We start from the raw sequence: 12,324 nt of genomic DNA, 5'->3' as shown, positions 1-12,324 counted from the left end.
TCGTTATGTCCACTGCGCTCGCTCATGCCGGCGCGCCTTCCATCAGAGACCCCGCCATGACGAGGTCGAGCACGGTGTTCTCGTCCAGTTCGCCGGCGGGCGCCTCGCGCACCATCCGGCCCTCCCGCATCACCAGCACCCGATCGGCCAGGCCGAGCACCTCGGGCACCTCGCTGGAGACCAGCAGCACGCCGACCCCCTGGGCGGCCAGGCCACGGATCACCCGGTACAGCTCGGCACGGGCGCCCACGTCCACCCCCCGGGTCGGCTCGTCGAGCAGCAGCAACCGGGTGTCGCCGAGCAGCCAGCGCCCGACCACCACCTTCTGCTGGTTGCCGCCGGAAAGGGTGCGTACCGCCCGGCGCACGTCGTTGGGCCGGAGCTGGAGGTCGTCGGCGATCCGTTCCGCCTCGGCCCGCTCGCGCGCGGCGCTGGTGAAGCCGAGGCGGGCGTACCGGGTGAAGGTCGCCAGGGTGACGTTGCGGTGGATCGGCTCGCCGAGCAGCAACGCCTGGCTCTTGCGTTCCTCGGGGGCCATGCCCATGCCGGCCCGGACCGCCGCGCCGACGCTGCCCGGCCGCAGGGTCCGGCCGCCCATCGTGATGGTGCCGGACTCGGCACGCCGGGCCCCGTAGATCGTCTCCAGCAGTTCCGAGCGGCCGGAGCCGACCAGCCCGGCGATGCCGACGATCTCGCCGGGACGGACGCTGAGCGAGACGTCGGCGAACTCGCCGGTCCGGGTCAGCCGCTCGACGCGGAGCAGCTCCTCGCCGGTGGCGGGCGCGGTCGGGCGGTCCGGGAAGACGTACTCGATGGTCCGGCCGGTCATCCGGGCGACCAGGTCGCCGGTCGGGGTGTTCCGGGCCGGCAGGTTCGCCGCGGTGGTCCGGCCGTCCTTGAGTACGGTGACCCGGTCGCCGATCTCGCGGATCTCCTCCATCCGGTGCGAGATGTAGATGACCGCGATGCCCTGGGCGGTGAGTTCCCGGATGATCCGGAACAGGTTGTCCACCTCGTCGTGCGCCAGCACCGCGCTCGGCTCGTCCATGATGATCAGCCGGGCCTCGTGGGACAGCGCCCGGGCCATGCTGACCACCTGCTTGCCGGCGGCCGGCAGCGCGCGCACCATCCGGCCGGGCGGGATCTCGCCGTGGCCGAGCCGGGTGAGGATCTCCCGGGTACGCCGGGCCATCAGCCCGCGCCTGACGAACCCGGCGACCTTCGGCTCGTGGCCGAGGAAGGCGTTCTCGGCGACCGACAGGTCCTCGACCAGGTCGAGTTCCTGGTAGATGGTGGCGATGCCGGCACGCATGGCGGCCTGCGGGTTGGCGAAGTGCGCCGGTTCGCCACGCCATTCCACCTGACCGGAGTCGGGCCGGTGCACCCCGGCGAGCACCTTGATCAGGGTGGACTTGCCGGCGCCGTTCTGCCCGAGCAGGCAGTGCACCTCGCCGGCCCGTACCTCCAGCTGCACACCGTCGAGGGCGCGGACGCCGGGGAACGTCTTGACCACGTCGGTCAGCCGCAGCACCACCTCACCGGCGACGGTGTCGCCGGGTGCCTCGACCAGCGGGGCCTTGTCCCCGGCGGCGGCCTTGTCCCCGGTGGGGGAGGTCGGTTGCTTGCTCATCGCGGGTACTCCGTTCGCGACTGCGGGGCTCGCAAAACCGGCTCACTCCTCGCGCTCACGATGCCTCCCCGAAGGCGACGTCGCTGGCGAGGACGGCCGCGCCGGCCACTCCGGCGCGCGGTCCCAGCTCGGACAGGACGACCGGCAGGTTGCCGGTGGCCAGCGGCAGCGAACGGCGGTAGACCACGCTGCGGATCTCGGCGAGCAGGATGTGCCCGAGGTGGGCCAGCCCGCCGCCGATGACGATCATCGACGGGTTGGTGAAGCTGACCAGCCCGGCCAGCACCTGCCCGACCCGGCGGCCCCCGTCGCGGATGAGCTGGATGCAGGTGACGTCGCCCTCGATCGCCGCTTCGGCGACGTCGCGGGCGGAGACCGCACCCCGGGCGGCGAGCCGCTCGGCCAGCGCCGGCGAGGTGCCGGTACGCGCCGCGACGGCGGCTTCCCGGGCCAGTGCCGCGCCGCTGAACACGGCCTCCAGACAACCGGCGTTTCCGCAGGTGCAGGCCGGTCCGCCGGCCTCGGCCTGAATGTGTCCGATGTCGCCGGCGCAGCCGTCGGTGCCCCGGTAGACCTCGCCGCTGAGGTAGATCCCACACCCTATTCCGGTGCCGATCTTGACGAAGAGGAAGTCGTCGACCGAGTGGGCCACCCCGCCGTGCCGCTCGCCGATCGCCATGATGTTCACGTCGTTGTCGACCACCGCCGGGCACCCGTGCTCACGGCTGATCAGCTCGCGCACCGGGTAGCGGTCCCAGCCCGGCATGATCGGCGGCGAGACCGGCACCCCGTCGCGGAAGCTGACCGGACCGGGGACGCCGATGCCGACGCCGTTGAGCCGCTCGTACGCCCCATCCACCCGGGCCTTGTGCAGCAGGTCGTTGACCCGGTGCAGGATGGCCTTCGGGCCGGAGCGGATGTCGGCCGGCTCGGCGTACGCGGCGACCGGTTCGAGCCGCCCGTTGACCACCTCGACGTCGATCGAACTGGCGCCCATGTCGATGCCGGCGAACCGCAGGTCCGGGTTCAGCTCCACCAGGGTGGACCGGCGGCCACCCCGGGAGGCGGCCAGCCCGGCCTCGGCCACCAGGCCCAGCCCGACCAGCCGTTCCAACTCGGCGAGGAGCCGGGGCCGGGGCATCTGCAACCGGTCGCCCAGCTCGGCCCGGGACGCTGGCCCCTCGTCACGGAGCAGCCGCAACAGCTGCACGTGCAGGGGATCTGCCGTCCGCACGGGACTCACCTCCGCCTCAGGGTTCACATTGACGTCACGCCGTTGTGTTGTGGTCGACACAGTAGGAGACTTCCGTGGCGCGTGTCCATAGCTTCGTTCGTTCCTCCGGCAACTTTTGTCCGAACGAACAAAAGCTACTAGTGGATCAAGAAAAGGTTGACAGACCGAGAAATCTCCGCAACGACCTGCTACCGGGGCCCGGCTAGTGCCTCCCCGCAGGCCCCGAACGGGCGGGGGAAGCATTACCCGATCACCCCCGGACATGACAAGACCCCACCCCGCCAGCTCGATCGTGGCGGGGCGGGGTCGGTGGGTCCGACGGGCCTCCCGGAGGCGGGGTCAGCGGCCGGGGGCGGCGTTGCGCTTCTTGCGCAGCTTGCGGTCGTCGCGCAGCTCGACGTACGGCTCCTCGTCCGGGTCGTGGCCGGCGGCGATCGCCCGACCCCGCTCCAACTCGGCGTCGAACTCCGCACCGAGCAGGATCGCGATGTTGCTCAGCCAGAGCCAGACCAGGAAGATGATCACCCCGGCCAGCGCCCCGTAGGTCTTGTTGTAGGACCCGAAGTTGCCGACGTAGAGGGCGAACAGGCCGGAGACCAGCAGCCAGAGCAGCACCGCCAGCACACCACCCGGGCTGACCCAGCGGAACCCGCCGTGCCGGGCGTTCGGCGACGCCCAGTAGAGGATCGCGAACATCAGGCTGACCAGCACCAGCAGCACCGGCCACTTGGCGATGTTCCACACCGTGACCGCCGTCGAGCCCAACCCGATGGCGCTGCCGGCCTGCTCGGCGAGGCCACCGGTGAAGACCACGATCACTGCGGCGGCGAGCAGCAGCACCCCCACCAGGGCGGTCACCCCGAGCCGGATGGGCAGGGTCTTCCACACCGGCCGCCCCTCCGGCACGTCGTAGATGCTGTTCGAGGCCCGCATGAACGCGCCCACGTAGCCGGAGGCCGACCAGAACGCGGCGACCAGACCGATGATCGCGGCGATGCTGGCCAGCCCACCCGACTGGCCGGCCTGGTCGATCGCGGTCTCGATGATGGTGCGGATGTTCTCCTCCGGCACCACCTGCCCGACGGTGTCCCGGACCCCACTGGTGGCCCGCTCGCCGAGCAGACCGAGGATCGAGATCAACACCAGCATCCCGGGGAAGATCGACAGCACCCCGTAGTAGGTCAGCGCGGCGGCCCAGTCGGTCAGGCTGTCCTCCTGGAACTCCCGCCCGGTGCGCTTGAGCGCCGCCTTCCAGTCCGCCCGGTGCAGGTCCGTGGGGCTGTCCGGGCCGTCGTCGGGACCCACCGGCCGGGTACGCGCGTCGGCCTCCCGCCGGTCGCCCCGCCGCCGGTCGCCGGACCCGGGCTCACCCGACGGGCGGTCACCGGAGCGCCGGTCACCCGACCGGTCCCGGTCGTGCCGGGCTGCGGTCACGGTGGCCGCGTCGTCGCGGTCGGCGTGGGTCTCGTCGGAGGCCATCGCCCCTCCTCGGGGATCTGCGAATGTCGCCCTCCGACATGCCCCACCGACCCCGCCGACTAAACCGGCAGCACCGACCCGTCACCTGGCCTGCAGACGACGACCAAGCCCCCACAGGGCCCCTCGACCATCCGCTCCGGCCAGGGTTCATGACCATGGGACCGAACCCCCGCCGCGTTGCCCCCTGGTTCGACATCGCAAGTTTGCTATAGTCGGCAACTGTCCTGGCCAGTCTTCTACCACCCTGAGGCCGAAACCGAGCTTCACGCCCTCCCCACCACCGAACAAGCAGCAATCGGTCACGCTGTCGAAAAGTTGGAAAGCCAGGGCGTGAACCTCGGCTACCCCCACTCAAGCTCCATCAAGACTGCGAACGGCCTACGGGAACTGCGCCCACGTGGTGGACGCAGCCGATGGCGAGCCATCTACGGACAGGCCGGCGCCGCGTTCATCGTCGGAGCAATCGGCCCTGAAGCCAGCGTCAACCAGCGAAGATTCAACCGAGCAGTGACAGCCGCAGAACAGAGGATCAAAGACATAGAGGACGCGTGATGAAGCTCTCCGACCTGAAAACCTCGCAGCAAGTCATCGACGAACGCCGCAAGGATCCGGCGTTCCGCGCCGAGTGGGACCGGACAGCATTCGCCCGCGACGTGGCTCTCCGCATCGTGAAGTACCGCGAAGACAACGGTCTCACCCAGACTGCCCTGGCGCGCATGGTGGGCATGACCCAGTCCGTCATTGCACGCTTGGAGTCCGGCGACCAACCACCCTCCATCGCCACCCTGGCAAAGCTCTCCAGGGGAACCGACATGAGCTTCGACGTCAAGATTACCCATGGTGAGGTCGAGTTCATAGCCGCCTAGAGTCTCGATCCCGGGGTGAGACTCTGTGTAGGCCTTCCCTGCGCGGCAAGCGACACATCGACGTTTCGATCAAATCCACGAGGTGCCGCTACGGAGCGCTGCGCCACGGATCGCCGCAGCCGTTAAGGTCGGCCGCCCACCTGTGCCACGAAGGCACACCAGGCGCGCGGTCCGAAGGCCAGCACCGGCCCGTCCGGGTCCTTGGAGTCCCGCACGACCACCACACCGGGCAGATTATCCGCCACCTCGACGCAGGCACCGCCGCCTCCGTTGCTGCGCGTGCTCTTGTGCCACCGGGCGTCGCTCAGATCCATGTCTCCGCCACCTCCGATATCAACTCGATGGACTGCTGCTGCGAGAGTGTCTCACCACGGATCGACTCCCATACCTCAACCACCTCCCGTAAGTAGTCGGTGCGGTCGACCACCTGCCCGTGACGCTGCCCCTCCAGATAGACGACGTCCTCACCGGTGGGCGCGGTGGCAATCACAAAGGGGCCGTCGAGGCCGGGGTAGGCACCTGCAGACAGCGGCACCACCTGGATTCGGACTCGCGGCAGTGTCGAGCCGACCTTCACCAGGTGCTGCAACTGCCCACACATCACCTCCGGCTGACCGATCTGGCGGCGCAACACGTACTCGTCAATGACGGCAGTGAGCAGCGGCGGCCGGTCTCGGGTAAGCACGACCTGTCGCTCGATTCGCGTAGCCACCTGCTGTTCGATTTCGTCGGCACCGAACAGCCCTGCACCGTCCAGAATGGCGCGAGCATATCCTTCAGTCTGCAGCAGACCGGGCACATAGAGCGGCTCGAACCAGCGGAGGGCCCGCGCCTCCGCCTCCACTGCCGTCCAGTCCCGGGCCCAGGGCACCACGGTTTCCCGGCTGATCCGGCGTTGGATTCGTTCGAAGCGGCCGTCGGTGGTGAACACCGTGTCGCAGCGGCGGGCGAAGTCCAGGCTCGGCCGGCGTTCGCAGGTCTCCACCTTGGCGACGAGTGCGCCCGAATAGCTCAACGCCTCGGCCAGCGCCGCCTGGGACATACCGTGGGCGGCCCGGGTGAGCCGCAGTTCCTCCGCGAAGTGGTCCAGCATGGACGGGCGTTCCACCAGACAGCCTCCGTACATTGTCGGACCGCTCGGGCTCGACCGGTCCACGCCTGCGTCGTCGGCACGGCGGACCTCCCACCGTAGTCGGATCATCAACAGAATGTCACCCAGCGGGACCGCTCCCGGGATCGGACGGTGGGCGGAACCAGGCCGGGAGCGTCCGTCGGTGTCGTCGGCGGGCGCTCCCCTCCACCAGTGACGGAGGCTCGACCATGCGCCAGACCAGCCGATCCCGCTGCGGATTCCCGCGTCACCCGCACCCCCGCAGCGGCCGGCCAGGGGTGCGCTGATGCCCCGGTACCGCCCACATGTCGCGGCCCGTCCCTCCTGGCGTTGCCGGGTGTGCGGGGCGGCCTGGCCGTGCTCGCCGGCCCGGTTGGCGCTGCTCGGCGAGTACCGCGAGGATCGCACCGCCCTGCTGTTCTATCTGGGCACACTGTTGGGCGAGGCAATGAGCGATCTCACCACCCTGCACGACGGTGTCGCCCCACCCGACCTGACCGCACGCTTCGTGACCTGGGCAAGAGCCCACTGAGCCGCTCGGAATCGGTCCGCCTGGGTCGGCCTCGGCCGGCCTGGCCGAGACGTACCCGCCGAGAGTCAGAGGTCGGCCGGGGCGGTGGCGGCGCGGGCGGCGGCGACGAGCTGGTCGGTTTCGGCGCGTACGTCGTCGGCGTCGACCGGGGTGCCGGGGTCGTAGCGGACCGTCCAGGTCAGACCGTCCGCCCCGGCCACCCGCCGGGCCGCGATCCGCCCCGAGCCGCCGGGCACCGGGTGCTGCTGGGTGTACGCCACCGAGCGGGTCACCCGGGCCCGCACCTGGTGCGGCAGGTCACCCGGATCGAGCAGCAGGTACGTCTCGGCGGGACCGTCGGCGACCACCAGGTAGCCGTCCCGCTCGGCAACCGTCGCGGCCGGGGTGACCGTCAACTCCCGCCCGGACCAGACGGCCTTGAGGATGTCGTGCCAGCCCAACCGCTGTCCCCGGCCCGCCAGCCAGAGCCCGAGGTTCGTGGCCACCAGCACCCCGCCACCGGCGCCGACCGACGCATCGGCACCGGCACCGGCACCGGTCGACGTGCCCTCGGCGGGCGACGCCTCGTCGACGGCGGACACCCGGTCGGCGGGCGGTGCGCCGTTACTGCTGCCGTTACCCGTGGCGGCCCAGGCCAGGACGCGTTCACCGGCGGCCAGGGGCGGGCGGACGGCGGACGGCAGCTTGCGCCTGCGGCCGAACAGTCCCATCAGAGTCCTCCTGCGGCCTGCTCGCGCAGGGCCCGCGCGTGCTGTTCCAGCGAGAGCAGTTCCCCGAACAGGGCGAAGTACTCGTCCTTCTGGGTGACCGGGTTGATCCGCTGGATCTTGGACTTGAGGTCCCTGATCCGGGCGGTCACCGAGCCCCACTGCAACCGGGCCATGGTGATCGAGACGTACCTCGGGTCGGGCTCGCCGTCGAGCCGCAGCGGCTCCACGGCCAGTTCGCCGACCAGTGCCTGGGCGGCCAGGTCGGCGCAGGCGTCCCGGACCGCCTCGATCCACACCGCGCCGCCGGCCGCGACGGCCACCCCGCCCGCCGCCGCGATCGCGGTACGCACCGCGACGTGCACCGGGTGCCGGTACTCGGCGGCCCCGACCGCGTCGAACATCGGGCCGGCGAGGACCGGCTCCTGGAGAGCGAGCTTCAACGCCTCCCGCTCGACCATCGACTCCGGACTGTCCACGGCGGGCACGGCGGTACGGCTCCGGCCCCGGGGCGGGGCGGCCCCCTCCCGTTCGCCGGGGGAGTTGGCGGCGGCCAGCACCGCACGCTGCACCGGCTCGATCTCCATGCCGAGGTCACCGGCGAGCTTGCGGACGTACTCGGGACGCTTCTCCAGGTCCTTGATCTTGGCAACCAGGGGCGCGGCCCGGCGCATCGCCTCCACCCGGCCGTCCACCGTGTCCAGGTCGTAGCGGTTGATGACGTGCCGGAGGGCGAAGTCGACGAGCGGCTCGCGGCGGGCCACCAGGTCACGGATCGCCAGGTCACCCTTTGCCAACCGCAGGTCGCACGGGTCCATGTTGTCCGGGCTGACCGCGATGAAGGTACGCCCGACGAAGCGCTGGTCGTCCTCGAAGGCACGCAGCGCGGCCTTCTGCCCGGCGGCGTCCCCGTCGAACGTGAAGATCACCTCACCGGCCACCGCGTCGGTGTCGAGCAGCAGCCGGCGCAGCACGCCGATGTGGTCCGCGCCGAAGGCGGTGCCGCAGGTCGCCACGGCGGTCGGCACCCCGGCCAGGTGGCAGGCCATCACGTCGGTGTAGCCCTCGACCACGACCACCCGGCCCTGCTTGGCGATCTCCCGTTTGGCCTGGTCGATGCCGTAGAGCACGTGCGACTTCTTGTAGATCGGCGTCTCGGGGGTGTTCAGGTACTTCGGGCCGTCGTCGTCGTCGAAGAGTTTCCGTGCCCCGAAGCCGATCACGTCACCGGCGATGTCCCGGATCGGCCACATCAGCCGGCGGCGGAACCTGTCGATCAGGGTGCCCGAGCGCGACGGCCGGGACAACCCGCCGGTGACCAGCTCGTCGTGGCTGAACCCATGCTGGCGCAGGTGCTTGGTGAGCAGGTCCCAGGCGTCCGGGGCGAAGCCGCAGCCGTACCGCTGGGCGGCGGCCCGGTCGAAACCGCGCCGGGCCAGGAACTCCCGCGCCGGACGCGCGCCGGCCGTGGTGAGCTGCGCCTGGTAGAACTCCACGGCGGCGGCGTGCGCGGCGACCAGCCGCTGCTTCTGCCCCTGCTGCGGGCGGGCCCGGGGGGCCGACTGGTCGTTCTCGACGTACCGGAGCTGGATGCCGGCGCGGTCGGCGAGCCGCTCGACGGACTCGACGAAGGTGAGATGCTCGGCGTCCATCAGGAACTTGATCGCGTCGCCGCCGACGCCGCAGCCGAAGCAGTAGAAGACGTTGCGGGCCGGCGAGACGTTGAACGACGGGCTCTTCTCGTCGTGGAACGGGCACAGCCCCTTGAGGTTGCCGCCACCTGCCGACTTGAGGGTCACCGTGTCCGAGATCACCTCGGCGATGGAGGTGCGCTCGCGGACCAACGCGATGTCCTCGTCCCGGATCCGCCCAGCCATGCGGTGCCACCCCCTCGGCCCTCCATCCTGCCCTGCCGGACCGACGATCCGTCGGGCGGGGGACGGGCGGGTGGCGAACGCCCGGCTCAGCGGGGAGGACGGTGCAGCCAGCGGGTGACCGGAGGCGCGTCCTCCTCGTCGTACGACCGGGCGGCCCGCACGGCGGCGGCCAGCCCGGACCGGCGGTCCCGGTCCGGGTGCGGGTTGACCGTCGGGTCCCGGGCCAGGTCGCGCAGGAGCGCCACGGCGAGCCCGAGCATCACCACCACGAACGGCAGCGCCACCATGATGGTCGCCTGTTGCAGTGCGGCCAGGCCCCCGGCGAGCAGCAGCGCGGCGGCGACCGCCCCGATCAGCACCCCCCAGAGCACCACGAGTACGCGGTGCGGGCGCAGCGCGCCACCCGAGCTGAGCGACCCCAGCACCAGCGACGCCGAGTCGGCGCTGGTCACGAAGTAGAGCGCGATGAGCACCATGGCCAACACGCTGGTGACGGTCCCCAGCGGCAGCGCGTCCAGCAGCCCGAACAGCGCCTGCTCGCTGCCCGCCCCGACGTCCGCCACCAGGTCGCGGGTGCCGCTGGCCTGGGTACGCAGGGCGCTGCCGCCCATGATCGCGAACCAGATCGCGCTGGCCCCGCTGGGCACCAGCAGGACCCCGACCAGGAACTGACGTACGGTCCGCCCGCGCGAGATGCGCGCGATGAAGGTGCCGACGAACGGTGCCCAGGAAATCCACCAGGCCCAGTAGAAGATCGTCCAGGACCCGAGCCAGGCCGGATCGGAGAACGCGCCGGTACGGGTGGACATGAACACCAGGCGGCTGAGGTAGTCACCGACCGACGCGGGCAGCACCTCCAGCGTGTAGATCGTCGGCCCCACCACGAACACGAAGATCATCAGCAGTACGGCCAGCAGGACGTTGGTGGTGGACAGCCACTTGACCCCCCGGTGCAGGCCGGAGAAGGCCGAGACGACGAAGGCCAGGGTGAGCGCGCCGATCACCGTCAGTTCCACCGCCCGGGTGTCCGGTACGCCGGCCACCAGGTCCAGACCGGCGGCCACCTGGAGCGCGCCGAGCCCGAGGCTGGTGGCCGAACCGAAGACCGTGGCGAAGACGGCGAGCAGGTCGACGGCCCGACCGGCCACCCCGTCGGCCCGCGCGCCGAGCAGCGGGCGGAACGCGGCCGAGATCCGGTTGTCCCGCCCCCGCCGGAAGGTCGAGTACGCCAGCGCCAGCGCGGTGACGGCGTAGATGCCCCACGGGTGCAGCGTCCAGTGGAAGAGGGTGTACTGCATGGCCGCCGCCCCGGCAGCCGGGGTCTGCGCCGCGATGCCGGTCGCCGGCGGCGGCGTGGCGTAGTGCTGGATCGGCTCGGCCACCGCGAAGAAGACCAGACCGATGCCCATCCCCGCGCTGAACATCATGGCGACCCAGGCCAGCGTGTTGAACTCCGGCTGCTCGTCGTCGGCGCCCAGCCGGATCCGGCCGTACCGGGAGGCCGCGACGGCCACCGCGAGCACCAGGAAGGCGTCCGCCGCGACGACGAAGAACCAGCCGAAGGTGCCGATCACCCAGGCCAGTCCGGACTCGCCGAAGTCGGCAAGCGAACCGCGCGCGGACACCCCCCAGAGCACGACCGCCAGCACCCCGCCGACACCCAGGGCGAGCACCACCGGGTCGGGCCGGCCACCCGCCCGCCTACCGACGTCCCGCGCCTGCTCAGCCATGGTCGTATCGTCCCGGCCGGCGGGCCCGGCAGCAGGCGGTTTCCGCCCATTTCCACGCCCCGTGGAGGGCCGAGGTCGTTAGCCGCACGCCCCGGGTGTCGTCGTTACGTGCCCGCACGCGGCGACGACCGATCCGGATCACCCCGCTCAGCCGACGGCGGCGGCCTCCTCGGCCTCGACCTGCCGGTTCCAGTCCGGCTTGGTGGAGCGCCAGCCCTCGTCGTCCATGCCCTGCCGCCAGTAGCCGGAGATGGACAGCGCCTCCCGGGGCACCGACCGCTCGACCCGCAGCAGCCGGCGCAACTCCTTGACGAAGGTGGCCTCGCCGTGCACGAACGCGTGCACCCGACCGGGTGGGAACTCCAGCTCCCGGACAGCCGTGACCAGTGCCTCGCCGACCGGTCGGCCGGCCCGGTGCAGCCAGGTCAGCGCCACCGCGCCGGGGCTGGGCAACACCTGCTCGTCGGCCGGGTCGGCGATCTCGACCAGGACGACCGCCGGGGCGCCCTCGGGCAGCCGCTCCAGCGCGGCACCGATCGCCGGCAGGGCGCTCTCGTCGCCCACCAGCAGGTGCCAGTCGGCCGTCGGGTCCGGCGCGTACGCTCCACCCGGGCCGACGAACAGCACCTCGTCTCCGGGACGCAGCCGCGCCGCCCAGGGCCCCGCCAACCCCTCGTCCCCGTGGTGCACCACGTCGATGGTCAGCTCACCGGCCGCCGCATCCCAGGCCCGCACCGTGTACGCCCGCAGCCGGGGCCACTGCTCCCGGGGCAGCTCCCGCTTGACCGCCGTCAGGTCCAACGGCCTCGGCAGTTCCACCCCGTCGGGCGGGAAGACCAGCTTGACGTAGTGGTCGGTGAACTCCCCCACCGGCAGCCCGGCCAACTCCTCCCCACCGAGAACGAGCCGGACCAGGTGCGGGGTGGGCCGTCCGGTCCGCACCACCCGAGCCGCAGTAACCATCTTGGAGCGCTCCGCCATAAAACTAAGGTTACCCTAACTCCCCAACCCCCTCCCTCCCCCACCCCACCAGCCTCCACTCCTCACCCGTCCGCGCCCTCACCCCCGCCCCTCCGCTCCCGCTCCTCCGCTCCGCTCCGCAGTGATCAAGAGGTTTGCGTCAACCTCCCCGGCGATCAAGAGGTTTGCGTCAACTCA

12 protein-coding genes are annotated in these 12,324 nt (G+C 71.3%); 3 read left to right on the top strand and 9 right to left on the bottom strand.

The genetic code is table 11. From position 1 onward, the window contains the following. Window positions 1-22: 22 nt before the first annotated feature. The 3 genes from ACWCHM_RS03545 to ACWCHM_RS03535 form a co-directional block, all read right to left on the bottom strand. A complete protein-coding gene (locus ACWCHM_RS03545) occupies window positions 23-1,630 on the bottom strand; it encodes a sugar ABC transporter ATP-binding protein (protein WP_239485538.1) in 1,608 nt (535 codons plus the stop codon). A 55-nt stretch (window positions 1,631-1,685) separates the two neighbouring features. Further along, complete coding sequence (locus tag ACWCHM_RS03540) at window positions 1,686-2,864, bottom strand: ROK family transcriptional regulator (protein ID WP_204959527.1); 1,179 nt, start codon at window positions 2,862-2,864, stop codon at window positions 1,686-1,688. Between the two features lie 339 nt (window positions 2,865-3,203). Next, complete coding sequence (locus tag ACWCHM_RS03535; protein ID WP_454221480.1) at window positions 3,204-4,343, bottom strand: YihY/virulence factor BrkB family protein; 1,140 nt, start codon at window positions 4,341-4,343, stop codon at window positions 3,204-3,206. Window positions 4,344-4,520: 177 nt separating this feature from the next. Between ACWCHM_RS03535 and ACWCHM_RS03530 the strand changes: the two genes are divergently transcribed. Together ACWCHM_RS03530 and ACWCHM_RS03525 are read left to right on the top strand one after the other, a co-directional pair. Then, window positions 4,521-4,895, top strand: coding sequence for a type II toxin-antitoxin system RelE/ParE family toxin (locus ACWCHM_RS03530; RefSeq protein ID WP_454221479.1), 375 nt, complete (start codon window positions 4,521-4,523; stop codon window positions 4,893-4,895). Next, window positions 4,895-5,209, top strand: a complete 315-nt coding sequence (locus ACWCHM_RS03525) for a helix-turn-helix domain-containing protein (protein WP_357022939.1) — start codon at window positions 4,895-4,897, stop codon at window positions 5,207-5,209. Before ACWCHM_RS03530 ends, ACWCHM_RS03525 begins: the two co-directional genes overlap by 1 nt. Before the next feature lie 122 nt (window positions 5,210-5,331). On the opposite strand, the gene ACWCHM_RS03520 is transcribed toward ACWCHM_RS03525, so the two are convergent. Together ACWCHM_RS03520 and ACWCHM_RS03515 are read right to left on the bottom strand one after the other, a co-directional pair. Beyond that, complete coding sequence (locus ACWCHM_RS03520) at window positions 5,332-5,523, bottom strand: DUF397 domain-containing protein (RefSeq protein WP_454221478.1); 192 nt, start codon at window positions 5,521-5,523, stop codon at window positions 5,332-5,334. Then, on the bottom strand, window positions 5,514-6,317 hold the full coding sequence (locus tag ACWCHM_RS03515; RefSeq protein ID WP_454221477.1) for a helix-turn-helix domain-containing protein: 804 nt from the start codon (window positions 6,315-6,317) through the stop codon (window positions 5,514-5,516). The genes ACWCHM_RS03520 and ACWCHM_RS03515 overlap by 10 nt, the downstream gene beginning before the upstream one ends. Window positions 6,318-6,606: 289 nt before the next feature. Between ACWCHM_RS03515 and ACWCHM_RS03510 the strand changes: the two genes are divergently transcribed. Beyond that, window positions 6,607-6,852, top strand: coding sequence for a flavin reductase (locus tag ACWCHM_RS03510; RefSeq protein WP_454221476.1), 246 nt, complete (start codon window positions 6,607-6,609; stop codon window positions 6,850-6,852). 65 nt (window positions 6,853-6,917) lie between these two features. On the opposite strand, the gene ACWCHM_RS03505 is transcribed toward ACWCHM_RS03510, so the two are convergent. The 4 genes from ACWCHM_RS03505 to ACWCHM_RS03490 all read right to left on the bottom strand — a co-directional run bounded on the left by ACWCHM_RS03505 (window position 6,918) and on the right by ACWCHM_RS03490 (window position 12,147). Beyond that, a complete protein-coding gene (locus tag ACWCHM_RS03505; protein ID WP_454221475.1) occupies window positions 6,918-7,562 on the bottom strand; it encodes a hypothetical protein in 645 nt (214 codons plus the stop codon). Next, entirely contained in the window at window positions 7,562-9,436 is a 1,875-nt protein-coding gene (dnaG, locus tag ACWCHM_RS03500) for a DNA primase (protein ID WP_454221474.1), read from the bottom strand. Before dnaG ends, ACWCHM_RS03505 begins: the two co-directional genes overlap by 1 nt. 86 nt (window positions 9,437-9,522) lie before the next feature. Next, window positions 9,523-11,166, bottom strand: coding sequence for a BCCT family transporter (locus ACWCHM_RS03495; RefSeq protein WP_454221473.1), 1,644 nt, complete (start codon window positions 11,164-11,166; stop codon window positions 9,523-9,525). A 147-nt stretch (window positions 11,167-11,313) separates the two neighbouring features. Next, a complete protein-coding gene (locus ACWCHM_RS03490; RefSeq protein ID WP_204959533.1) occupies window positions 11,314-12,147 on the bottom strand; it encodes a siderophore-interacting protein in 834 nt (277 codons plus the stop codon). Window positions 12,148-12,324: the final 177 nt, after the last annotated feature.

It is taken from the genome of Micromonospora sp. SCSIO 07396 (assembly GCF_053667945.1).
This window is presented reverse-complemented; position numbering and strand designations above follow the sequence as displayed.

Coding starts and splice junctions, on each gene's coding strand:
- ACWCHM_RS03545 (WP_239485538.1), bottom strand. CDS start 1,630: ATGAGCAAGCAACCGACCTCCCCCACCGGGGACAAGGCCGCCGCCGGG.
- ACWCHM_RS03535 (WP_454221480.1), bottom strand. CDS start 4,343: ATGGCCTCCGACGAGACCCACGCCGACCGCGACGACGCGGCCACCGTG.
- ACWCHM_RS03525 (WP_357022939.1), top strand. CDS start 4,895: ATGAAGCTCTCCGACCTGAAAACCTCGCAGCAAGTCATCGACGAACGC.
- ACWCHM_RS03520 (WP_454221478.1), bottom strand. CDS start 5,523: ATGGATCTGAGCGACGCCCGGTGGCACAAGAGCACGCGCAGCAACGGA.
- ACWCHM_RS03510 (WP_454221476.1), top strand. CDS start 6,607: ATGCCCCGGTACCGCCCACATGTCGCGGCCCGTCCCTCCTGGCGTTGC.
- ACWCHM_RS03505 (WP_454221475.1), bottom strand. CDS start 7,562: ATGGGACTGTTCGGCCGCAGGCGCAAGCTGCCGTCCGCCGTCCGCCCG.
- dnaG (WP_454221474.1), bottom strand. CDS start 9,436: ATGGCTGGGCGGATCCGGGACGAGGACATCGCGTTGGTCCGCGAGCGC.
- ACWCHM_RS03495 (WP_454221473.1), bottom strand. CDS start 11,166: ATGGCTGAGCAGGCGCGGGACGTCGGTAGGCGGGCGGGTGGCCGGCCC.
- ACWCHM_RS03490 (WP_204959533.1), bottom strand. CDS start 12,147: ATGGCGGAGCGCTCCAAGATGGTTACTGCGGCTCGGGTGGTGCGGACC.